This window comes from Pedobacter nanyangensis (assembly GCF_003313505.1).
Taxonomy (GTDB): domain Bacteria; phylum Bacteroidota; class Bacteroidia; order Sphingobacteriales; family Sphingobacteriaceae; genus Pedobacter; species Pedobacter nanyangensis.
In genome coordinates, this window is the sequence record NZ_QMHO01000010.1 from 43,344 (window position 1) to 67,827 (window position 24,484).

18 protein-coding genes are annotated in these 24,484 nt (G+C 43.5%); 11 read left to right on the plus strand and 7 right to left on the minus strand.

The features are described 5' to 3' along the window. Positions 1-111 precede the first annotated feature (111 nt). Positions 112-1,518: an apiosidase-like domain-containing protein gene (locus tag DUT71_RS15120; protein WP_113663389.1), complete on the plus strand. Its 1,407-nt coding sequence runs from the start codon at positions 112-114 to the stop codon at positions 1,516-1,518. A 559-nt stretch (positions 1,519-2,077) separates the two neighbouring features. Here the strand turns inward: DUT71_RS15120 and DUT71_RS15130 are convergent. Continuing rightward, positions 2,078-3,379, minus strand: a complete 1,302-nt coding sequence (locus DUT71_RS15130; protein WP_113663391.1) for a site-specific integrase — start codon at positions 3,377-3,379, stop codon at positions 2,078-2,080. Between the two features lie 482 nt (positions 3,380-3,861). On the opposite strand from DUT71_RS15130, the gene DUT71_RS15140 reads away from it, so the two are divergent. The 10 genes from DUT71_RS15140 (at position 3,862) to DUT71_RS15185 (ending at position 15,995) form a co-directional block, all read left to right on the plus strand. After that, positions 3,862-4,719 (plus strand): chromate resistance protein ChrB domain-containing protein, encoded by an 858-nt coding sequence (locus DUT71_RS15140; RefSeq protein ID WP_113663392.1) that lies wholly within the window; start codon positions 3,862-3,864, stop codon positions 4,717-4,719. A 137-nt stretch (positions 4,720-4,856) separates the two neighbouring features. Continuing rightward, positions 4,857-5,531: a response regulator transcription factor gene (locus DUT71_RS15145; RefSeq protein ID WP_113663393.1), complete on the plus strand. Its 675-nt coding sequence runs from the start codon at positions 4,857-4,859 to the stop codon at positions 5,529-5,531. Next, a complete protein-coding gene (locus DUT71_RS15150) occupies positions 5,528-6,793 on the plus strand; it encodes a sensor histidine kinase (RefSeq protein WP_113663394.1) in 1,266 nt (421 codons plus the stop codon). Before DUT71_RS15145 ends, DUT71_RS15150 begins: the two co-directional genes overlap by 4 nt. 77 nt (positions 6,794-6,870) lie before the next feature. Then, complete coding sequence (locus DUT71_RS15155) at positions 6,871-8,253, plus strand: TolC family protein (protein ID WP_205313965.1); 1,383 nt, start codon at positions 6,871-6,873, stop codon at positions 8,251-8,253. Positions 8,254-8,258: 5 nt separating this feature from the next. After that, the gene (locus tag DUT71_RS15160) at positions 8,259-11,408 is read left to right on the plus strand and encodes an efflux RND transporter permease subunit (protein WP_113663396.1); all 3,150 of its coding nucleotides are present in this window, start codon (positions 8,259-8,261) and stop codon (positions 11,406-11,408) included. A gap of 13 nt (positions 11,409-11,421) precedes the next feature. Continuing rightward, a complete protein-coding gene (locus DUT71_RS15165; RefSeq protein ID WP_162796064.1) occupies positions 11,422-12,513 on the plus strand; it encodes an efflux RND transporter periplasmic adaptor subunit in 1,092 nt (363 codons plus the stop codon). Between the two features lie 111 nt (positions 12,514-12,624). Then, the gene (locus DUT71_RS15170; RefSeq protein WP_113663398.1) at positions 12,625-13,620 is read left to right on the plus strand and encodes a DUF1259 domain-containing protein; all 996 of its coding nucleotides are present in this window, start codon (positions 12,625-12,627) and stop codon (positions 13,618-13,620) included. Between the two features lie 37 nt (positions 13,621-13,657). After that, complete coding sequence (locus DUT71_RS15175) at positions 13,658-14,110, plus strand: chromate resistance protein ChrB domain-containing protein (protein WP_113663399.1); 453 nt, start codon at positions 13,658-13,660, stop codon at positions 14,108-14,110. Then, entirely contained in the window at positions 14,092-15,273 is a 1,182-nt protein-coding gene (locus DUT71_RS15180) for a chromate transporter (protein ID WP_113663400.1), read from the plus strand. The genes DUT71_RS15175 and DUT71_RS15180 overlap by 19 nt, the downstream gene beginning before the upstream one ends. Then, positions 15,273-15,995 (plus strand): superoxide dismutase, encoded by a 723-nt coding sequence (locus tag DUT71_RS15185; protein ID WP_113663401.1) that lies wholly within the window; start codon positions 15,273-15,275, stop codon positions 15,993-15,995. Before DUT71_RS15180 ends, DUT71_RS15185 begins: the two co-directional genes overlap by 1 nt. 68 nt (positions 15,996-16,063) lie before the next feature. Here DUT71_RS15185 and DUT71_RS15190 read toward each other — a convergent pair whose 3' ends face one another. The 6 genes from DUT71_RS15190 to DUT71_RS15215 all read right to left on the minus strand — a co-directional run bounded on the left by DUT71_RS15190 (position 16,064) and on the right by DUT71_RS15215 (position 24,484). Beyond that, positions 16,064-16,690, minus strand: a complete 627-nt coding sequence (locus DUT71_RS15190) for a hypothetical protein (RefSeq protein ID WP_113663402.1) — start codon at positions 16,688-16,690, stop codon at positions 16,064-16,066. Positions 16,691-16,701: 11 nt separating this feature from the next. Continuing rightward, entirely contained in the window at positions 16,702-17,391 is a 690-nt protein-coding gene (locus tag DUT71_RS15195) for a HupE/UreJ family protein (RefSeq protein WP_113663403.1), read from the minus strand. Between the two features lie 65 nt (positions 17,392-17,456). After that, entirely contained in the window at positions 17,457-17,666 is a 210-nt protein-coding gene (locus tag DUT71_RS15200; RefSeq protein ID WP_113663404.1) for a hypothetical protein, read from the minus strand. A gap of 33 nt (positions 17,667-17,699) precedes the next feature. Next, on the minus strand, positions 17,700-18,929 hold the full coding sequence (locus DUT71_RS15205) for an MFS transporter (RefSeq protein ID WP_113663405.1): 1,230 nt from the start codon (positions 18,927-18,929) through the stop codon (positions 17,700-17,702). Then, positions 18,929-20,089: an efflux RND transporter periplasmic adaptor subunit gene (locus DUT71_RS15210; protein WP_113663406.1), complete on the minus strand. Its 1,161-nt coding sequence runs from the start codon at positions 20,087-20,089 to the stop codon at positions 18,929-18,931. Before DUT71_RS15210 ends, DUT71_RS15205 begins: the two co-directional genes overlap by 1 nt. Before the next feature lie 9 nt (positions 20,090-20,098). Further along, positions 20,099-24,484 (minus strand): CusA/CzcA family heavy metal efflux RND transporter, encoded by a 4,386-nt coding sequence (locus DUT71_RS15215; protein WP_113663407.1) that lies wholly within the window; start codon positions 24,482-24,484, stop codon positions 20,099-20,101.

Genomic DNA, 24,484 nt, shown 5'->3' on the forward strand with positions numbered 1-24,484 from the left:
GAACGCCACTCAATCTATACTTTTATAGCCCAAGCTTATGTTTACTTGTCTATTTTGCATATAAACTAAAAAAGTATTATAAATTGATGCTTAAATTACATCATCATAAAAATGAAATATATTCTTTTTGTATTGGTTTCTCTCGTTTTATCCAATGTATTATATGCTCAAAATCTAAAAATCAGCAGTAATCAAAGGTATTTAACCGATGAAAATGGCAAGCCTTTTTTTTGGCTAGGTGATACTGCTTGGGAACTGTTCCATAAATTAAATATAAATGATTCGGATTATTATCTAAGAACAAGGGCAGCACAGGGCTTTTCGGTAATACAGGCCACCTTATTGGCGGAAGACGATGGTCTTAAAAAACCTAATGCCAATGGCGATGTACCTTTTATTGATTTAGATCCAAACAAACCCAACGAGCTCTATTTTAGACATGTAGATGAGGTAATTAGAAAAGCTAACAAGCTCAATTTGGTAATGGCCATCTTGCCTACCTGGGGCGATAAGGTTATTTCGGATCGTTTAGGAAACGGACCTATTATATTTAACAAGACCAATGCCTATTTCTATGGAAGATTTCTCGGTAAACGATATAAGAACGACAATGTGGTGTGGATTTTAGGTGGCGATAGAAACCCTATTGAAGAATCGATAGAAATATGGAGGGCAATGGCGAAAGGTTTAACAGAGGGAGACGGAGGTAGGCACCTCATTACCTATCACCCTGCTGGCGAACAATCATCTTCTGATTTCTTTCATAACGAACCTTGGCTAGATTTTAATATTTACCAAACAGGACATGCAAAAAAACACATGGAAGTTTACCATTTTGCGAAAAAAGATTATGATAAGACACCCACAAAACCCTTTTTAGATGCAGAACCCTGCTATGAAGACATTCCCGTGGCGTTTTGGAATTATATGAATTTCGATACAGAATTCAAAGTTCACAAAACTATATTGAATAATGACAACTCCCTAAAAGATACTGCACATTTTAAACTGGGCTTTTTCGGAGATTATGATGTAAGGTTAGCCGCCTACAGAAATATATTGGCTGGTGCCTGTGGATTTACCTACGGACATAATGCTGTTTGGCAGATGTTCGAAAAAAACTCATCATTTGTTATTCCCTGTATAACGGATTGGAAAGAAAGCCTACAAAGACCCGGAGCCGTACAGCTACAGCATCTTATCAAGTTATTTAAAACTATACCTTTTAATGAACTAAAACCCGACAATTATATTTTGGCAGAGAACAGTGCAATCGACAGTCTGCATATAGTGGCTTCTTCTACGATGAAACACTCGCTTATTTATTTGCCCAAAGGCGGAACTATTACTCTAAAGGCACATCAGTTCAAAAAATTACGCTGGTATAATCCTCGTAATGGAGAATTCACCAAATGGCAAGCTTATTCCAAGTTTCAATCAACAAGCTTAACCAGCCCTACAAAAGGAGATAAAAATGATTGGGTTTTGATTTTAAAAGACAAGGATAAACTGAAATAATTATGGTTAGACCGTAGTGAAAAGTAGATTTAACATCCCAAGAATAATAACTGGATGAATACAAAAAAATAAAATCTACCATAAAATGGAAAATCCAATTCTACTGACCCCTACTCACTATTGACGGAATCCAAAATTTAGTGGTACTAAATACCTCTTGTTTCTAAAGTACATAATTTCCTATGCCACTTTCATTAGCTAAAGTTCTTGCGATACCATTTAAAATTCTGATAGCATCCATCTAACAAGGACTTTATATAAGTCTCATCTGAATTAACACGGACATGCAAATTATCGTTAACAGATAAAAACAAATTTTGGCTAGTACAATAAAATTATTTGCGGGCTATTCTATAAAGAAAAAGCATCCATACCCCAAAACCTACCAGAAATGCAGGCAAAGGGTTTTTCATCGATAGACCACCTAGAAAGGCCATTGTCGCAATGAAGCAGGTCAGGAAAAACAAAATTAGATTTTTCATGATAAAACAAATTTAAGCTATTCGATTGATTAGATGAACCTGCATAGTCCAGTGATTGAACCATGCAAGTATAAGTATTATGCGGCATTTTTTAATGCAGCTAATTTCTTTTGTTGGGCGGCGATCTTGATATCTAACCTTCTCAATAAGGTAATGACCTTGATTTGCACATCATCGACAATGCTCCAATCCTTTTCGATATAGATATCCGTTGTAGTATGCTCGCTATCCACATGGTTTAAGGCTTGTGCTACATCATCCTTACTCATTCTGCAAAGATTACGGGCGATGGTACCAAAAGTATGCCTTGCCCAGTAAAGGGTAAGATCCGATAGGCTCGTAAGCTTTCGCAACTGTTTCATTCCCATCAACAAGGCTTTGTTCAGACTATCAGGACTGGCATAACGGATAGCTAACTTTTCAATGTATTTTTTCAGCAAAGGCTTGACCTCTTCGATAATTTTGATGCTGATAAAAGCATTGTCTTTTCTCTGGCTCTTTGTTTTAGAGCGGTTATAATCAATCCTCCCGTTTCTTACATTACTTTCTGTCAAATGATAAAAATCTACTGCATTCATGCCACACAGATAAAATGAAAGCATATAAAGCTCCTTCGCCAGTTCTGCCCGGCTTTCTGGTTTGGTTACGCAATCGCGAATGATCCTGATCTGCTCCAAAGTATTGTTCCTCTTTTTGGTCAGTGGGGCAGAACCTATCTTATATTTTTTGAACGGGTAGTGTTTGATACGATAAATGCCCAAATCTTCATTGTTGTACATATTGCGGGCGGCATTGAACAGTGTACGCAGGTCACGCATGTGGTTATAAAGTCCACTATCGGAAAGTCCTTTGCTTGTTGTTTCTTTAATTAGGCCTTTTTGTCCACTGGGGCGTACCATTGTCCTTTTGCCCCTCAAAAATCGTTCATACGAAAGCAGCATATTTGAATTGATTTCTGTAATAGACACAGCTTCCCTTTTAAAATAGTCGACCAGGCTGTTGCGCACCACACGATGGTTGTGGGCCGTGCCTTTCCTTCCATCTTTTACACTTTGTGCGATGTGTAATGCACAGAACTTGATAAAATCAACATCTGCATCTTTTTCACGCAGGTATTCTCTCAAAGTTTCAGCTGTGAAAAAATTAAGCTTTTCGCCAAGCTCGCTGATGACCTTGCGGTAGCCTTTGAGCTGTTCATCGATTAGGTCATTGACAAAACTGTCCTTGATTTTCATTTTGGCAGTCAATTGCTTTTTGACTACAAAGTGAACGGTATCAAGATACCTTCTGTCGCTTTTGTGATGTACACAGATTTTTACATTATAGGTGCCATCTGTTTTCTTGTGGTGCTCGAACACCTTGGCGCTAACGGTTGCCATAATTCTTTTGGGTTAGCACGCAAAACCGTAACTATTTCGTAACGTTTTTACGTGTAGTTAAACAAAAAATTATGTAAAACTGCCTTAGAGGGCTTTCTAAAGGCATAGTTGCTGACGGTAATCAGCATCAGAAAAAACAAAAAAAACCGCCTCCAAATTTCTTTGTAAGACGGTTTTATAGTGGGCCCAGCTGGGCTCGAACCAGCGACCAAGAGATTATGAGTCTTCTAGCCTAACCGTCCTGTTATGACGTATAAATATGCTTTTCTGACTTACAGAAGCAATTTAATCACTTTTTTTTAAAACTCAAAATTTTGCTCCGTAACGTATTTGTAACGTTTTATATTCTGTAGATTGACCATAATAATATCTGGTCCTATTTAACGTCTATGGTAAATAAAGTATCCTATGGTTCTTTAAGTTTAAAAAATCCTACGTGTTTACTTGATTAATATTAAGTTTGATCAATAATAATTAAAGAAATGAACTGGATCACCCGTGAAAGACCAAAAATAGATCGAATCGCCTGCCCCTGGCTAATCAAAAATTTCATTGATAAAAGTGCCCATTTCTACTATGTTCCGTTCGATCAGGTTATCGAAAAGGCTACCGAGCTTGACGCAGTTCCTTTTGATGTCCTTGGTGTAGAGCTTACCCACCAACATGGCATGTGTACCTTTGATGCACTTATAAAAAAGTATAAGCTGAATGATCCCGCTCTGGATATTATGGCTCCCATCGTAAGGGGAGCAGATACAGATAGCCACCATGTAGCCAGCCAATCATCAGGTCTGTGGGCAATAGCCGCAGGTATGGCCTATAACATTAAAGATGATCAGGAATTATTGCAGGCGGGAATGGTGATTTATGATGCCCTTTATACCTGGGCTAAACATCTTCAAAATGTAAAACATACTGAAAGTCCTGTAGAACAATTGCTGGTTGATGTATATCACAAATTTCTCAAAAAGGGAAATACAGGTAAAATACCATCTTGGGCAATAGAATTAAAAACAATCATTCAGGATCAGATTGATACAAATCTTGCTCTAAGCCTTGCCGATGTCTCAAACGAGTTGAATGTAAATTCTGCTTACCTATCCAGAGAATTTTCCAAATATTTCGACAACCTCTCCTTTGGCGAATACATTAGAAAACTGAGGATTGAAAAGGCGATTGTGTTTATGGAAACAAGTGATTATTCTTTATCTGAAATTGCCTATCTGACAGGCTTTTCCGATCAAAGTCATTTCACGAGAATATTCAGACAAGAAACTGGTCTAAGGCCCTCTGAATACAGAAAGAACACCTTAAAAACTAAAAAAAATTCTAAGGACTAATTCTATCTTTATTCCAGGTGAAATAGCATCGTTGTAAAAACAAACTTAGATACATTGCATTTAGATATAGTATCCCAATACAAGTTTCCAAATTTTCTCCAAAATTGATAAGTAATTTTGTTTTTTAAATAATTGTTATGAAACTACTGGTAGTTGAAGATGAACCGGATCTGTTGCAAAGTATACTGGAGTACTTTACCCAGGAAGACTTTCGCTGTGAAGGTGTTACCACGTTCCGGGAAGGGATTGCCAGAATCGAGTCCTTTGATTATGATTGTGTTATTCTCGATATTAACCTGCCCGATGGCAATGGCCTTAAACTATTGAACCATCTTCGCGAAGACAAAAAGCAGGACGGCGTGATCATAATTTCGGCCCGTAATTCATTAGATGATAAAGTGGAAGGATTATCCCTGGGAGCAGATGACTATGTTACGAAACCTTTTCACCTTTCAGAGCTTAATGCAAGAGTGAAAGCCTTGATCCGCAGAAAATACAACCAGGGGGTTCATGTACTCGAAATGGGGCCATTGAAGCTTAACCTCTCATCAAGACAGCTTACCTGCAATGGACAACAGGTATTACTTACCCGTAGTGAATTTGATCTGGTGGCCTACCTGTTAAATAACCCCAATCGTGTAATCAGCAGGCAAGCCATTGCCGAACATATTTACGGCGACCGTACCGACAATATGCCGTCATTTGATTTTGTCTACTCACAGGTAAAAAACCTGAAACGTAAACTGAAAGAAAACGGCTGCGATGAATTGATTCAAACGGTTTATGGATTAGGATACAAGATTTCATTATGAGCAAACCACTCTTACAACGCAACACCAATTTGTTATTGATATGGCTGCCCGTCATTCTATTGGCCTGTTCAGGGGTATTCTATGTCATGCTCCGTAAACATGCGCATCATGCCGAGGAAAAATACCTTCTGTTAAAACAAAAGAATATATGGAGCAAATTCATATCAACATCCGGCACCTTAGAAAAACAGATTATAGGAGAGTATGACATTATTGAAAGCGCCTCTTCCATATCTGTACCACTCGACATCCCCAGGGATACGATCTTATCTTTTAAGGACAGAAACACAACACTTCCGTTCCAGGTGCTCACCAGCCGGTTTCACTGGAAAGATCGCGCCTATCTTGTTTCTACGTATATTTCATCAACTGAAACCTCGCATCTGATCATAAAAGTATTTACGACTGAAGCCATTATTCTTTTGGTATTATTGGTCGCAATCATCATTCTCAGCAGAAAAAGCTCGAACAGGCTTTGGCGGCCTTTTTCTATAAGCATAGACGCCGCGGAGAATTTTGATGTAATCAGAAACGCCCGGCTACAGCTTTCCGAGCAAACGGGTACTACCGAGTTCGACCGGCTGAATACCACCCTCAATAAATTAACGGTGCGTGTAAACAAGGCGTACTTCCAGCAAAAACATTTTGTAGAAAATGCCTCCCACGAAATCCAGACACCATTGGCCATTATCCGTGCTAAACTTGAACTGCTCATTAACCAGCCAAACATCACCGAAAAAGAGGCAACCTTGCTGGGCGACATCAGCAATGCAACAAACCGCCTGAGCGAGATGAACAGGACACTGTTGCTGCTTGCCAAAATAGAGAACAACCAGTTCCCGGATACAGAACCGGTGAATGTGAGCGAAATTGTTCAGAAAATATCCGCATCCTGTATGGATTATTTTGACGAATGCCCCCCGATAGAGACTTTCATCGAAGAAGAAATTAATGTAACCGCCAATCGTTCGCTGGTTGAAATCCTGATCTCCAATCTCATCTATAATGCCATTGTGCACAATAACGATGAAAAGAAAGTAGCGATAACCATCAAAAGCGGTGTATTGAAAATTGAGAATACGGGAGAACCGCTCCTGGTTGCCACGACAGAATTATTTGAACGTTTCAAAAAGAACTCGCACCAGAAAAAAACAACTGGTTTGGGACTGGCCTTGGTCAAACAGATCAGCCAGCTTTATCAATATAATGTAACCTATAATTATAAAAATGGCTGGCATACCGTAGAAATTTCATTTGGATAAAGGCCATTCCAAAATGTCTCCAAAATCGGTATTTAATTTTGCTTAGAATTCAAATTCGAAGACTAATGCATAACATATTGTACACGATTTTAAAAAAGAAATGGCTGCCGGTTTTACTGCTGACCATTTCATCAGCTACTGTCTCAGCCCAGCAGACAGATACTCTGATCCGCCTGAAAGATGCGGTAACCATCGGTGAGCAGCGATACCACCTGCTCCAGGCCCAGAAATACAATATCGAGGCAGCAGAAGGCAACGTGAATGTGGTAAAATACAGCAGGCTTCCAAGCCTTGACGTCAGTTACCAGGCAGGAGTTTCAACGGCCAATAACCTGATCGGTACTTTTTATCCGACTGGCATCCTGCCAATTTCAGGTCCACCGACATCGGGAAACAAATTTGAGCCGGGTACGGGAAGTGCAGCGGCCGTATTGCTGAACTGGCAGGCTGTTACCTTTGGGGAAAGGAATGCCAGGATAAATGTAGCCGTGTCAGAGGCTGGGGTCCAGAAAGCCGGGCTGCAAAAAGAACGATTCCAGCACACCATCAATATTATCAGCTGCTACCTTGATGTACTGCTCTTTAATGCCAATCTGAGCATCCATCAGCACAATATTGAGCGGGTGGAGGCCAACCTGCGGCAGAGCCGCGTGCTGGCCAATAGTGGCATCAAGGCCGGAGTAGATACTGCACTGTTCCAGTCAGAATTGTCAAAGGCAAAAATAGAATATATCAATGCCTCCAGGCAATTAGAGACCTTGCAGTGGAAACTGGCCCGTTTGATCGTTCTGGATCATCTGCCCTTGCCGCAGGATTCCCTGTTCCTGTTCCAATTGCCTTCAATGCCTTTTCCTGCAAACAGCGATTTTTCACTGCATCCATCCATGCAATATGCCCAGAGCCAGTTTTCACTGAGCCAGTCAAAGGAGCAGCAGATCAAAAAATCCTATCTCCCAAAAATAAACATCTGGGGAACCGGCTTTGCCAGGGGCTCCGGTTTTCAGGCGGATGGCACTTTGGAAACATGGGAAGGAATGAAGCTCAACCGGTATAACTATAGCGCAGGGCTGCAATTGGTATTTCCCCTCATGAAATATGGAGAAGCAAAAAGGCAGTTGCAGCAACAGGCTTTTTTATCAAAAGCCGCCGCCGCACGTCTGGAAGACCAGCGCTCGGAACTATCCGTTCAGCAGCAGATTGCCAATACCACATTTGCACATAGTTTACAGGTAGCCTCAGAGACAAATGCCCAGCTCAAATCTGCACAGACCGCTTTCCATGCCATGCAGATCAGGTACAATACGGGACTGGTCAATTTCTCCGACCTTATCCAAACGCAGTACAACCTATTGAAATCGGAGCTGGATCTGAAACAGTCTTATTGGGATGCCTGGAAAGCGCTCCTGCTGGAAGCTGCCGTAAAAGGTGACGTGACTATTTTTTTAAACGAAATCAGGTAAGGAAAATGATAAAATTAATTCAACTGGCATTGCGTAGACCTATTGCTATTCTCGTATTGGTAATCGGCATTGTAATTTTCTCGGTACTGGCAACAAAGAAAACACCGATTGATATCTTTCCGGCAGTAAATGCCCCTACGATCTATGTGGCACAGACTTACGGCGGACTATCACCACAACAAATGGAAGGATATGTAACTTCCTATTATGAATACCATTTCCTGTATGTGACCGGAATAAAAGCGGTAGAAAGCAAGTCTATTCAGGGACTGAGCCTGATCAAGCTGCAATTTTACGAAGGAACCAATATGGCCAATGCAATGGCCGAGGTCATTTCCTATGTCAACAGGGCCAGGTCTTTTATGCCCCCAGGTACGCTGCCTCCGTTTGTGATGCGTTATGATGCGGGGTCGGTTCCGGTCGGCCAACTGGTATTCAGAAGCGACACCCGTTCCCTAAATGAAATCCAGGATCTGGCACTGTTTAAAGTTCGTCCCATGTTTGCAGCTTTGCAAGGCGTATCCGCACCGCCACCGTTCGGGGGGAACCAGCGTACCGTAGTGATAAAAGCGGACCCGGAGCGTGTCAGAAGCTATAACCTGACCCCCGATGAAATTGCAGTGGCTGTGGCCCGCAACAATTCAATATTACCGGCAGGAACGATCCGCACCAATGATAAGGCGGTGATCACTGCAACCAACAGTGTGGTCGATAATTTTAAGGAGCTGGAAAATGTTACGGTAAAAACAGTAAATGGTACGCCCGTACAGGTAAGGGATGTCGCAACCGTTGATAATGGGGCCGACGTGACCACAGGCTATGCGCTGATCAATGGTAAGCGTTCGGTCTATATTCCGGTTACAAAAAGAGCGGACGCCTCTACCTGGGATGTCGTGCAATCCATTAAAAAAGCCCTGCCGGATATGCAGGCCGCCATTCCCGATGACATTAAAGTTTCTTACGAGTTCGACCAGTCGGGATATGTCATCAACTCTCTTAAAAGCCTGCTTACCGAAGGCGCTCTTGGTGCTTTGCTGACAGGGCTTATGGTACTCCTGTTCCTTCGCGATCTGCGCAGTGCGCTGATTGTCATCATTACAATCCCGCTGGCACTGTTAAGCTCCGTTCTGTGTCTTTACCTTACGGGACAGACCCTTAATATCATGACCCTTGGCGGGCTTGCCCTTGCCGTTGGAATATTGGTAGACGAATCGACGGTCACCATCGAAAATATCCATCATCACCTGGAACTGGGCAAATCCAGGCCACGGGCGATCTGGGATGCCTGTGTAGAAATAGCTACGCCCAAAATACTGATCTTGTTGAGTATCCTGGCGGTATTTGTTCCTTCGGTACTGATGTCAGGCGTACCGCGTTCTATGTTCCTTCCGCTTTCACTGGCTGTAGGTTTTGCGATGATCGCTTCATTTCTTTTGTCGCAAACCCTGGTACCTGTCCTGGCAAACTGGATGCTTAAAAAGACCTACAAAAAGCATCATGAACCGGGATTGGAAAAAGCAAAACAACGCCTATCCAGAATAATTGACAGAACAACGCCCATTGGTCATTTGATCGTGCCAGCCGTACTTATTGTATTGTTGGTTATTGCCTTTTTCGGTTACAGGCAGGCAGGTTCGGAAATATTCCCCAAAGTAGATGCCGGGCAGCTCCAGCTACGGTTGAGGATGCCCACGGGAACCCGGATCGAACGCACAGAAGATGCGACCAAAAAAACCTTGCAGCTATTGGCCGATGAGGCCGGGAAGGACAATATTGCCATTACCTCATCTTTTGTGGGGCTACAACCACCAACATTTGCCATCAACCCCATTTTTCTCTATACCAGCGGGCCTCATGAAGCCGTTATAAAAGTGAACCTGAAAAAAGGTTCGGGCGTTGCCATTGAGGAATTAAAAGAAAAACTGCGGACGGATATAGCAAAAAAAATACCCGGTGCGCAGCTTTCCTTTGAACCGGCAGATCTGGTGGACCAGGTGATGAGCATGGGTGCAAATAATCCCGTTGAACTGGTCGTTCAGGGAAAAAACCTGGCACAAAGCCGGGAGCTGGCAGATAAACTAAAAAAATCGCTTGGGGCTATTTCTTACCTGCGCGACCTGCAATTGGCGCAGCCATTGGACTACCCGACCATGCAGATCAATTATGACCGTGTCCGATTGGGGCAAATGGGACTGACCGTCGATCAGGCCGGTCGGTCGGTAGCCGAAGGTACTTCCTCCAGCCGCTATACCCAGCCAGTATACTGGCTGGACAAAACTTCAGGGAATGCTTACCAGGTGCAGGTAGAATATCCGCAGTTTATCATGAGCAACCCTGAACAGGTGAACCAGATACCCGTTGGTAAATCTGGCGATAACATGGTCTACCTGAGAGATGTGGCAGACTGGAAAACGGGCAATACCATCGGGGAATATGACCGGATTAACCAGCAGCGTTTTATTACCCTTACAGCCAATATTTACAGCAAAGACCTGGGAAGTGCCATCCGGGACATCAACACAGAAATAAAAAAACTCGGCGAACTGCCACAGGGCGTAAAAGTATACCTGCGCGGACAGTCGGAGATGCTGGGCCAGACAACCACTGAACTTTCTACCGGCCTGATGCTTGCCATTCTGGTGATTGGACTGATGCTGACTGCTTATTTTCAGTCCCTGCGACTGAGCCTTTCTGTGCTCTCGGTACTCCCTGGTGCATTGGCCGGTTCCATGCTCTTGTTATGGCTTACGGGCAATACGATAAATATCCAGTCTTTTATGGGCTGTATCATGGCTGTAGGGGTAGCAGTCTCCAATTCGATATTGATTGTAGCCAGTGCCGAAACAATCAGGAGAAATGGGCTGGCTACAGGTTCCCTGGGTGTGCAGGCAGCACTGAACCGTTTCCGACCAATACTGATGACCAGTGCAGCTATGATCGTGGGGATGATCCCCATGTCGCTGGGGCTGGGCGAAAGCGGACAGCAGACTGCACCTCTTGGAATTGCCGTAATCGGCGGATTGCTGTTCAGTACAGTCATCAGCCTTTGGCTGGTTCCACTCGCATATGACCAACTAAAAAATAAAGAACAACAAAGTTCTGTATCACTTGATCCAAACGATAAAAACTCGACATATTATGACAACAATATCTAAATATAGTTTTCCCATGAGACATGCTGCCGGAAGTATTTTACTGCTGCTGATTTTAGCGGCATGTTCCGAGAAAAAGCCGAATGTAACCACGACTGAAAAAAGCGAAAACAAGATCGATTCGGTAAAGGTCTTCGTCCTGAAAACAGATTCCGTAAAAAAGATGCTTACATTTCCCGGAGAACTGCTTCCGAACGAAGACGCACAAATACGGGCCAAAGTTCAGGGCTATATCCGCAAAATGTATGTTGATATTGGTTCAAAGGTTTCCAAAGGACAGATCCTGGCATTGATCGAAGCCCCTGAACTCGATACCCGTATCCAGGAGCTGAACGAAAAGGCAAGGGCTGCTCGCTCACGTTATTTATCCAGCAAGGACTACTTTGACCGTATCCATACTGCCTCGCAGACCGATGGGGTGATTGCCGTCAGCGAGCTTCAGCGGGTAAAGAACCAGATGATGGCAGACAGCCTGGAATATCGGGCCAACCAGTCATCGGCTGCCTCCGCAAAACAGGTAGGCAATTATCTTGCTATAATGGCACCCTATAGCGGCATCATTACCAAAAGAAATGTTGTGACCGGATCATTTGTAGGCAGTCCCAATGAAAAACCGTTGTTTGAACTGGCGGACAATGGTGTACTGAGGCTACAGGTAGCTGTGCCTGAAGCCTACGCGGATGCCATTTTGCTAAACGATGCAGCCGAACTGACCACACGCTCCATGCCGGATAAAAAATTCAGAGCAAAACTGGTCCGTAAGGCCGGAAGAATTGATCATGATAGCCGCAGTGAGGTCTGGGAGTTTGAAGTGCCCAATCCGGGCAATCAGCTTAAGCCGGGAAGTTACGCAGATGCAAAACTTGTTTTCCTGCGGCAGCAGCCTTCAACGGTCGTCCCGGCTTCTGCTGTAGTAACCACACTTGAAAAAAAGTTTATCATCAGGGTGTCAGGCGGACTGACCCAATGGATAGATGTACGCCCCGGATTTAACATGGGTGATAAAATTGAGGTCTTCGGCGACATCAAGCCTGGGGACACCCTTGTTCAAAAAGGTACGGAAGAATTAAAAGCAGAAGTTAAGGTAATCCCTGCGCTCATTAAATGAGCTATAAAGGGCACAATTATCACATCAAAAAGGTAAAAAAGATACCAAAAGTAGAATACGTTCTATTTTCTGGTATCGAACTTTAATAAACTTGTATAACAATTACAGATCATGGAAAATTCAAATTTCACCCGCCGACATGCCTTAAAAGCAACTGCTGTTCTTGGCACAGCATTGCTGACCGGAATTGACAGGGCCAGCGCAATGGGCATTATAACCGCCGAAAAGACACCGCCGTTGTCAGCCTCCGAAATGGCTTCAATTGAGACAGCCCTGGGTAAAAAAGGAGCTTATAAAGAAGCTGAATTTACACACCTGACCCCATTGCCCAGAAACGACCTTAAAATGAAGATCAAGGGCGAAGCTGTTCCAATCCCTTTCGGTTTTGGAGGCTGGGTGGCTTTCAAGAAAACTACAGATGGTAAATCTGCAATGGTAATGAGCGATACGGTATTGCTCCAGGAAGAGGTCAATCCCCTGATATCTGCGGCACATGCCAATGGCCTGGAAATTGCAGCGATACACAACCATTTCTTTTATGAGGAACCACGCATTTTTTACATGCACATACATGGGATGGGCAGCGTGGAAGAGCTTGCAAAAAAATATGCCGATACCATCCGTGACAGTAAGATTTTCCCGGCCAATCAGCCTTCGGCTTCTGCTCCTTCAGCGGTTACCGGAAAAGAGAACTTCGACACGGCTGCACTTGATGCCATTGTAAAATATAGCGGCACAGTAAATGGCCCAACCTACAAATATACCATAGGGCGCAGCGACCTGAAGATCATGGCAATGGGCGTGGAAATGACTGCTGCGATTGGCCTGAACAGTTGGGCATCTTTTGCCGGAAAGCAGGATGATGCGCATATAGCCGGAGATATTGCCATGTTGCAGCATGAGGTCAATGATGTCATTAAAGTACTGCGCAAAAACAACCTTGAGATAGTAGCCGTTCACAACCATATGCTTGACGATGATCCGCACATGATCTTCCTTCATTATTACGGGCGTGGCCAGGCAGCTACATTGGCCCAAGGTTTTAGGGCCGCCCTGGATGTACTTGGCAAAAAGAAAGGAAAATCTATGGGAGGAATGAAAATGTAACTCCCTGCATCTAATTATTAAACTTAAAGAGAATATCATGAAATGGATTACACGTGAACGGCCTAAAATAGATCGTATAGCTTGCCCTTGGCTCATTAAAAATTTCGTAGATCCTGAAGCGGAATTTATTTATGTACAGAAAGAGATTGTTTTTGAAAAAGCAAAAGCCTTAGATGCTATCCCTTATGACATAGAAGGCGCCGAATACACACACGAAGGGGAATACTGTACTTTTGATTACATCATAAAGAAGCACGGTTTGACCGATCCGGCTTTATCACAGATTGCACTCATCGTACGCGGCGCAGATACCGACCGTTTCGACCTTGCTCCGCAAGCTGCCGGACTTTGGGCAATCTCGGCAGGGCTTTCTCATAACTATACAAATGACCTTGAAATGCTGGAAATCGGCTTAAAAATTTATGATGCCCTATACAGCTGGGCAAAATTTGCACAAACAGAGAGACATACATGGAAGCAGAAATCATAAAAGAAAAACCTATTTATAAGCCGAGCGACATGGCCCTGTATTTTTTAAAGCTGGGCACATGGGGCTTTGGCGGGCCGGTGGCATTGGTAGGCTATATGCACCGTGATCTTGTCGAAAATAAAAAATGGATCAGCGAAGAAGAATATAAGGAAGGACTTGCCCTTGCACAACTAGCTCCAGGCCCACTTGCTGCCCAATTGGGTATTTATATGGGTTTTGTGCATTACAGCTTTTGGGGGGCTACCCTCGCTGGTCTTGCTTTTGTTTTGCCATCCTTTATTATGGTTGTTCTGCTTGGCATGGCCTATAAAGTATATAGTGGCCTTCCGGGAATGCAGGCTGTGTTTTACGGTGTGGGTGCTGCTGTAATTGGCATTATTGTCATCAGCGCCTATAGACTTACTGTCAAATCCGTAAGTAGCTTGAACCTGGCTGCCATCCGCTCTAAATGGCTGCTCTGGATATTTTATATTGCAGGGGTTGTTGTGACGGTTGTTACCGAGCAGGAAAACGTTTTGCTATTCGTTGCCTGTGGCCTGGTTTATATGGTGGTCAAAGCACCGCCCGGATGGATGAAACGGCCTACGGTAATTCCTTCGGTATTGTTAGGTATTGGGTTCTGGGAATATAAAGGCAAAACCCTTGAAGAAATGGGCTGGTTCTTCCTAAAAGCAGGCACCTTTGTTTTTGGAAGCGGGCTTGCCATTGTCCCTTTCCTACATGGCGGGGTGGTAAACGAATTTGGCTGGCTTAATGAACATCAATTTGTAGATTCTGTAGCTGTCGCTATGGTTTCTCCAGGCCCTGTTGTCATCACTGTTGCCTTTATTGGTTATCTGGTGGCAGGTTTTCCCGGAGCCTGTGTAGCGGCACTGGCCACCTTTTTACCCTGTTATATCTTTACCGTAGCTTTTGCCCCTTCGTTTAAAAAGATTGCAAAGAACAACAGCATCAAAGCATTTGTGGATGGCATTACTGCCGTAGTCATTGGAGCATTGGTTGGCGCGGTAATCGTTATTGGCATGCGCTCTATCACCGATATTCCTACAGCATTGATCGCCTTGTTTTCGATGCTGGCATTAATTTATATCAAAAAAATAAAGGAACCGCATCTCATATTGGCTTCGGCTATAATTGGAATCATCATTAAAACAATTTTATAATGAAAAGAAATGAATTTTTGAAGACCTCAGCCATTCTGGGCGGGGCAAGCTTATTACCTGTAAATTCTGTTTTCAGTAACAGCCTGAATGAAAATGGCATGGATAAGCTGGTAGATGCGAATGGTAATTTTATCCATTTGTCTTTACCTTATCAGCAGAACTTTCTTGAACCCTATATGGATGAGGAGACCCTAAATCTCCATTATACCTTCCATCATGGGGGCGCCGTAAAAGGTGCAAATAAGGACCTGCTAATGATCAAAAAATCTTTGGATGAAAACAACCTGGAGACAATAGATTATTGGACTAAAAAGTTATCATACCACTTGTCATCGCATATCTTGCATACCATATTCTGGACCAACCTTAATAACAAAAAAACAGACCCAAAAGGGGAATTACTGAAACGTATAGAAAAAGATTTTGGCAGTTATGAAAAACTGAAAGGTTATCTGGCAAAAACCTCAAAGGATGTCGATGGAAACGGCTGGGGGATTTTAGGTTATCAACCCTATACGGATAAACTGACCATCCTGCAATGCGAGAATCATGAGAAATTGACGCAATGGGGAGTTGTTCCTTTACTTGTATTAGATGTATGGGAACATGCTTACTACCTTAAATTTAAAAACAAACGCAATGATTTTGTGGACAACCTGTTCAGCATCATCAACTGGGAAAACGTTGCTGACCGTTTAAATACCAGTTTAAAAACGCGGTAAATAGAAAAACCCTATTTCAGCTAAATACGGGCTGAAATAGGTTTAAAAGATTAAAGCAAAAATACTAGTTAAAGTGTATACTCTCCCTTCAGCCTTAGGGTAACGGTAATATCTTTATCACTGTTGTTCCTGAAATACCAACCATGTTTACCTTCAAACGGCGATAAGAAAGTCCCCACCATATTGTTGGAATAGGCAATCGTATAGCTGTCGAAATAGGTATTTTTGCTTGGTTTTAACTCCTTTGGTTCACCGTGGAAATCAAAATATAGATCACCGTTATTAGTAATCCATTCGTATTTCATCTGTCCATGTTTCAACATATGTATTTTATATTCGAGGTCTTTACCTGCTCGAACCAGAATAGCTACGCTGTCTTCCCGAAGTGCATATTGCTGCGCAGGTGCAGGCATATCAGCCTCCGCTGGTCTTTTTACCTCAGGACCTGAACCTGCCTTTTCCATCTTGATTGGTGGATGGCTTTTTTGCATGACCAATCCGGTATTTTCCCCATCAGCCTGTTCAGGGACATAAAGCTTGGCAAAACCAAAAGCTTTACCTGTTCCAAGCGGATCGATACCATATTCAGCTGGTAGTACCGCAGTAACCAATAGTACTCCCGCCACAACTATTGCGATAACTACCGCTTTTATAATTTTGCTTTTTTCTAAGATTTGATGACTCATTTCTGCCATTGTATATTTTTTTAAGATGTAAAGTAACCTGTTAATTGAAAACCTAGTAAAAGGAACCCTGCTGCCATGAGCATGGTATTTGTTAATGTTGAGAACTTCATAAAGCTTGGGTATCTCCGCCAAACAGTAATTAATGCGAGTACAAGGGCCAAAGCAATAAATTGTCCAATTTCTACGCCTAAATTAAAGCCCAAAAGATTGGTGAATAAACCATCTTTTCCAAATTTGAAATCCTGTAGTTTGCTGGCGAGGCCAAAACCGTGAAACAAACCAAAGATCAATACTGCGGCCTTTGTGTTAGGTTGTTTGCCAAAGAAGCGCTGGAAACCACCAAGATTGTCGAACCCTTTGTACACAATTGAAAGTGCAATAATTGCGTCAATCAGAAAGGCATTGATAGCCACGTCACACATTACGCCAAGCAAGAGGGTAATACTATGCCCGATGGTGAAAAAACTCACATAAAGCAATACTTCTTTAGGTTTGTATAAGAAGAATATAACCCCTACTAGAAAAAGCAGGTGGTCGTATCCGGTAAGCATGTGCTTGGCCCCAATATAAAGAAAGGGTCCGAAAGCAACACCGTTGTTGCCAGATAAAAAGGTTTGTGTATCGCCATCTACGCCGTGTGCGAAAAGATTACTGCCCGCTCCACATAAGATTAGCAGTATTGCCAGTACAATTATTTTTTTAAAATTCATATTTCTATACTTCCATTTACCACCACCTTACCCTAATTTCAATCGGGTAAGGTGATGGCGTTTAATTAGTGTGAATGACCATGTGCTTTTGTTGCACTATCTACCGCTAAAGAATCCTTAGCTACCGATGAGGTATCAACATTTGACATCGTAGTATCGGCGGTGGCAGTTGTTTCAACAGCCGGAGAATCTGTAGTTGTTTCTTGTTTCGTCTCGCTTGAACAAGCTCCCAATACTACACAGGCAAGAGCGGCAATAATTAGTGTTTTTTTCATGATTTTTTAATGATTAATGGTTTATAGAATTTATTATTTATTTGTTTTTGATGTGAAGAGGAATGCTAAAGCCAGCATTCCGAGTGTGATCAGGCCACCATACAGGAAATCATTTCCCGGGAAACGGCTGCCTGTAAAGCCTGCTATAGGATAAGCAATTGCCCACCATAAATGTGAAAAAGCGAAATGCGAACCAAATACTTTTCCCTGTTCATCACTTTTGATATTTTCTCCGATAAGCGTTTCTGAGGGCATTTCTGCCAAGCTCTGACCTAATCCTGCCAGCAACCACAGTAGCATTAAGGTCGAAAAACCGACATAATTGGCGCTAGAAATGGCAAGTCCCAGCAGAAGTGCCCCAACTATTAAAGAAACACGGCGGCTTTTGGTTTTATCCAGATTTCCGGCAATAAATGCAGCTATAGCGGCTCCGATACCGAATGCTGCCATTACCCAGCCATAATGCTTGTCGTCCAGTTCAAGACCGCTTTTGATGTGCCCAACAGTATTAACAAGTATTTGTGCACCTGCTATAGCCGAAATAAACTCTATGATCAGCGCAAACCTGATCAATTTATTGCTAAACAGCAATCTGGCACCTTTGATTACATCAGCCCATGCCGATAGTGGTTTTTCTGAAGTTGTCTGAACGGGCCTGCTGATCAATTTGGCGGGTAGCATCAGGATCAGTATGCCAGCTAATATAAAAGACACGCCATCGATAAAAAAGATATCTCTGGGTCCAAACCATACCGCGATAATCCCAGCAAGCCCGGGCCCTAGCACACCTAACAATTGAAAAGTGGCGGTAGAAAGCCCGATGGCCTGACGGTAGTTCTTCTGGTCTACTACCTGTGGAATAATTGATTTATAAGTCGGAGTAAAAAAGGCATTGAACACATTCAACAGGAATACCAATACATATATCTGCCATTCAGCATTTACAAAAGGCAGGCAGCAAATGATCCCCATCCGTATGAAATGGGTCACGTATAGTATCTTTTTACGGTCTATGCGGTCTGCGAGGACTCCGGCAAAAGGAGAAAAAACAATAAAGGCAATCACTCTTAAGGTAAGTGCAGATGCCAGTATCACTGCTGAATTTTCTTTACCGAACTGATAAGAAAGCAGGGCAAGACCCACCCAGGTAAAAGCATCCCCAAGTAAACTGATGGTCTGCGCAAAATACAGCGTAGCAAATGCTCTTTGTTTTAAAGCCCGAAACGGTTCTTTCAACGCTGATAAGAGTGTTGCCCTGTTCATTATTCCTCTACATTCTTCATCGCCGAAAGCAAGGTATAAGCTCCTTTGAGCACAACCGCCGCATTTCGGTCGAAGTTATCCGGTAAAATCACTTCTGTATAGCCTTCCTGTTCAATGCCTTTTTTAACCGGGATCATTTTAAAGGTAAATCCGTTCTGATCAGCACCAATCTGAACAAAAATGTAATCCATTCCATCTGCCTGAATGATCGCATCATTTGGCAATGACGGTACAGACTGCCCGGTTGTTTCAATCATCGCCTTGGCATACATCCCTGGGAAAAGTGAGCTACTTCCCGCATTTTCAAGATGGCAATGCACAGGTACGGTCCCTTCGCTATTGGTAGACTTGCCAATCAGGAACACCTTGGCATTACGGTTGTAACCTGTCTCATTGGCCAAGGAGAATTTGATGGACTGTCCAACTTTTATTCTTCCTGCATCCCTTTCGTAAACATTTAAGGAAAGATGCATCTCATCCTTATTGGCCAGTTCAAAGATCACGTCCGTAGGGTTTACATACTTTCCTATCGTGGCGTTGCTTATGGTTATATATCCATTGATCGGCGAATAAAGGTTGCTTGTTTTAGCAATTTTCCCGGATTGCAGATTACGGGCATTGATACCGATCATCGATAATTTTTGTTCTAGCCCACTCATTCTGGCCTGTATCATCTTGTATTCAGAATTGACCTGCTGAAAAGTTTTAGCCGAGTTAACATCTTCCTTTCTTAGCTGTTCCTGTCTTTTATACTCCAGCGCCAAAAATTCAAAACGGCTTTTACTCTCCAGGTATTCCTGCTGAATGTCGATAAATACCGGGTTTTCTATAATTGCAATCACCTGGCCTTTACGAATTTGCTGACCTGGCAATAGCCCCGAACTTTTAATGTATCCACCCAGTGGTGCGGAAATAGAGACCACATTTTCAGGTGGCACGTCAATCGCTCCACTGGCCTTGATCACGTCGCTGAGCGTACGCATTTCCAGTTTGCCGGTCTGAAGATCGGCAAGCTTATGCTGATCTTTTGAAAGTGTTACCTCGTCACTGGCTTTTGTAGTGGCGGGTTCTTCTTTTTGTTCTTCCTTAGCTGCCTGGTTACAGGCAGTTAGGGTTAAAAATGACAGCGTGAAAGCTGCAATATAATTCAGTGTCTTCATCCTGTTTTTTTATTTCTTCCCTGTGATATTTTCAATGTCCAATAGGTTCTGGTTGTAGGCAAAAAGCTCGTCCAGATAATCAGATTTAATTTTAATGGCCAGTGTAAGGCTTTGCAGGTATTGCAGATAAGCAATTTCACCTCCCTTAAATCCAGCTTCTGCATTTTTGATGATCAGTTCTGCCTGCTTCAGCGCACCATTTTCATAATAATCCAAAGCACTGGAATGTTTACGGTTTTGCTGTAAAAGCTGTGCGAAAACACCTTGGGCCATACTTTGCTGATCCTGTAAATTGGCCTGCGCAATCTGCTGGTTTACTTTGGCTGCATTCACTTTGGCCCTGTTTCCACCAGGTAAAATCGGAATGCCGATCCCCAGTTGAAAGCCGCTAAAGCGGTCGCCACCCGTATAAGTCATTGTCGTACCATTAAAATTCTGAGGGCCTTTAAAAGACTGGTTGAAATAACCGATTGAAAAATCTGGCAGTCCTTTCGCCTTTTGCAAATTGGTTTCCCGCTCCCTGACTTTAAGTTCCTGTTGCAGGTAATTCAGGTAAGGGTTTTGGGCCAGAATTGCGCTATCCTGTAAGATGGCAACACGCTGTCTTTGCAGTTTACGGTCAACTACACCAATCTGCTGATTGGTATTCAACAAGGTTTGCAGCTCCCTTTCAGCAATCAGCGCATCCGCATCCACCTGTCTTAAGGTATTTTTAAGCTCCATAGACTGGGTTTCGGAAGTCACCTTTTCAAGCCTGTTGCTTTCTCCGGTACGGTAACGCAGGTCGCTTGCTTTGAGCAGATTGGTATACAGGCTATCCTGAAACCGCAATAGTGTTTTCTTTTCATCGAGGTAAACCAGCTTATAGTAAACCGCTTTGACCTTACCTATTAAAGCCAGGGCTTTCACATCAAACTGTCCCTGCGCACTTTTGACATTTTCGGCAGCCAGTTTTGATTGCCCCGAATAGACTGTGGGGAACTCAATTTTTTGATTGACACTGATGTGGTTGTCTCTTTGGTTACTGTTAATTTGCCCCTGCTGATAAACAACGTTCGTGCGGTCAAGGGTCAGACTCCCTTTTTTTAGGGCTTTTTGAAGGTCAACTTCAAAGCCCGCAGCACGGATTCCATTATTGTTCTTTAAAGCCAGGTCAATGGCCTGCTGTAGACTTAACTTCTCTTGTGGAACCGTCTGTGCCTGTACTTTTGAAGGCCAGAATAAAAAAGTTGACACTACCAAAACAGCCATCGTATTGAGCGTAGCGTTGGTATTAACCCTTTTAAACTTCTTCTCAAAAAGGATATACAGCACAGGCAATACCAATAAGGTAAGTAAGGTAGCGGTAAGCAACCCACCAATCACCACCGTGGCCAAAGGACGTTGGATCTCTGCACCCGACGAATTGGAAATTGCCATTGGTAAAAAGCCCAGGGATGCCACGGCCGCAGTCATCAATACAGGACGCAGCCTGATCTTTGTCCCGGTAAGTACCCTTTCGTTGATATCGGTCATACCTTCTTCTTTCAGCCGGTTAAATTCAGAGATCAGCACGATACCGTTTAATACCGCAACCCCAAAAAGTGCAATGAAACCAACGCCCGCGGAAATACTGAATGGCATATCCCTGATCAACAGGGCAAAAACGCCACCAATGGCCGAAAGCGGGATGGCGGTAAAAATGAGCAAGGTCTGTTTCATGGAGTTAAAAGTGAAATAGAGTAAGCAAAGGATGAGCAGCAGCGCTACAGGAAGGGCAAAGGCCAGTCTTTTATTGGCAGCCTGTAAGTTCTCAAACTGACCGCCATAAGTCACATAATAACCTGCCGGAAGTTTAATCTTCTGGTCGATCTTTGACTGGATTTCTTTCACAATGCTGGCTACATCACGGTCGCGAACGTTAAAACCAACCGTGATCCTTCTTTTGGTGTCATCACGCTGGATTTGGTTAGGACCATTTTTAAATTCCACACTGGCCACTTCCTGTAAAGGAATCTGTCGTCCTGTTGGAGTAGAGATGTATAGTTCGCGTACATTGTTAATGTCCTGCCGGTCATCTTTGTCCAGTCTAACGACCATATCAAAACGTTTTTCTCCCTCATATACCAGTCCTGCGGTTTCCCCGGCAAATGCGGTTTTCACTGTCCTATTCACTTCCTCAATGTTCAATCCATATTGGGCGATCTTGTCCCGGTTAAACCTGATCTGTATTTGCGGAAGTCCGGTAACCTCTTCTATATACAGGTCGTACACTCCGTCGATCGGCTTGACCAGCTTACCGATCTTTGCCGCCTCACTGGTTAGCACATCCAGGTCCTCGCCGTAAATTTTCAGTACTACATCCTGTTTGGCGCCAGTGATCAGCTCATTGAAACGCATCTGTATGGGCTGCTGAAAACCAAAGGTGGCACCTGAAATGACTGAAAGTGCTTTTTGCATGGTGTCGGCCAGTTCCTTCCTGGTTTTGGCAGTTGTCCATTCACTTTTTTCCTTCAGGATCACCATCATGTCACCCGCCTCAATCGGCATTGGATCGGTGGGCACTTCACCTGAACCAATTTTATTGACCACCTGTTTGACTTCCGGGAAGCCGAGTATAATCTTTTGGGCCTTTCTTGACACTTCGATCATCTGGTCAATTGAACTCCCGGTCAATACCCTGGTTTCTACAGCAAAATCTCCTTCGTCCAGTTGCGGGATAAATTCGCCTCCAAGATGATTGAAAGTAAAGATGCTTAAGACGAAAAGTACAACAGCAACAATAAGTACCGCAGCTTTATGCTGAATTGCTTTTTTGATGAGCGGACTGTACAGGCGCTGAAAGTAATCCATCATTTTATCCGAAAAATTACGCTTATGGCTGGTGTTTTTGCTTAAGCCCAATGCAGCCATCATCGGTACATAAGTAAGGGAGAGGATAAATGCCCCCAGGATGGCAAACATTACTGTTTGCGCCATTGGCCTGAACATCTTCCCTTCAATGCCAACCAATACCAATAAAGGAAGGTAGACGATGAGGATAATGATCTCACCAAATGCTGCGCTTGTCCTGATCTTGGATGATGCCTGGTAAACTTCTTCATCCATCTGCTTTTGGGTCAGCCTTGAAATCCCCTGAATGGCAAAATTACCAATGGCGATCCGGTGGACTATACTTTCCACAATGATTACGGCCCCATCCACGATAAGGCCAAAATCAATTGCACCCAGGCTCATCAGGTTTCCTGAAACCCCGAACAGGTTCATCATACAGATCGCAAACAGCATCGCGAGTGGAATAACCGATGCGACAACCAGTCCTGCACGCAGGTTTCCCAGAAACAGGATAAGGATAAAGATTACGATCAATGCACCTTCGATCAGGTTTTTAGATACGGTACCAATGGCATTATCAACCAATTTTTTACGGTCCAGAAAGGGTTCAATCGTTACGCCCTCGGGCAGGGTTTTCTTGATCTGCTCAATTTTTTCCTTAACATTGTTGATCACTTCTGATGAATTGGCGCCTTTGAGCATCATTACAATCCCTGTAACGGTTTCTCCCTCGCCGTTTCTTGTTGCGGCACCATAACGAACGCCGTTACCAAACTGTACGGCAGCTACGTCCCTGATGAGTACCGGGGTTCCGTTATTGGTTTTGATGACAATCTTACCAATGTCTTCCAGGCCATCCACCAATCCTTCGCTACGGATAAAGTAGGCATTGGGCGACTTATTGATGTATGCCCCTCCGGTATTCTGGTTGTTGGTTTCCAGTGCCTTAAAGATATCGGCTATGCTTATGTTTAAACTCCGCAGCCTGTCGGGATTTACGGCGATTTCATACTGCTTGACAAACCCGCCAAATCCACTGACCTCGGCCACGCCCGGCGTACCTAACAGCTGGCGTTTTACGATCCAGTCCTGAATGGTACGCAGTTCCATCGCACTGTATTTCTTTTCATACCCTTTTTTGGGGTGGATAACATATTGGTATATTTCTCCAAGCCCTGTGGTAACCGGGGCCATTTCGGGTTTCCCTACACCTTCGGGAATCTGTTTTGCGGCATCGTTCAGCCTTTCGCTGATCTGCTGGCGTGCCCAGTAAATGTCGACGTCTTCATCAAAGACGACCGTAACCAGCGACAGGCCAAAACGGGAAAAGGAACGGATCTGTTTGATACCGGGAATGCTGGCCATGGTTTGTTCAACGGGAAAGGTAATCAGCCTTTCTGCTTCTTGGGCAGCTAAAGTAGGTGTAACAGTGATGACCATCACCTGATTATCTGTAATATCAGGTACGGCATCAATGGGTAATCTGGTAATGGAATAGGTACCCCATGCAATCAACGCAAGGGTAAACAAACCAATAACGAGCTTATTCTTGATAGAAAACGCTATGATGTTATTCAGCAT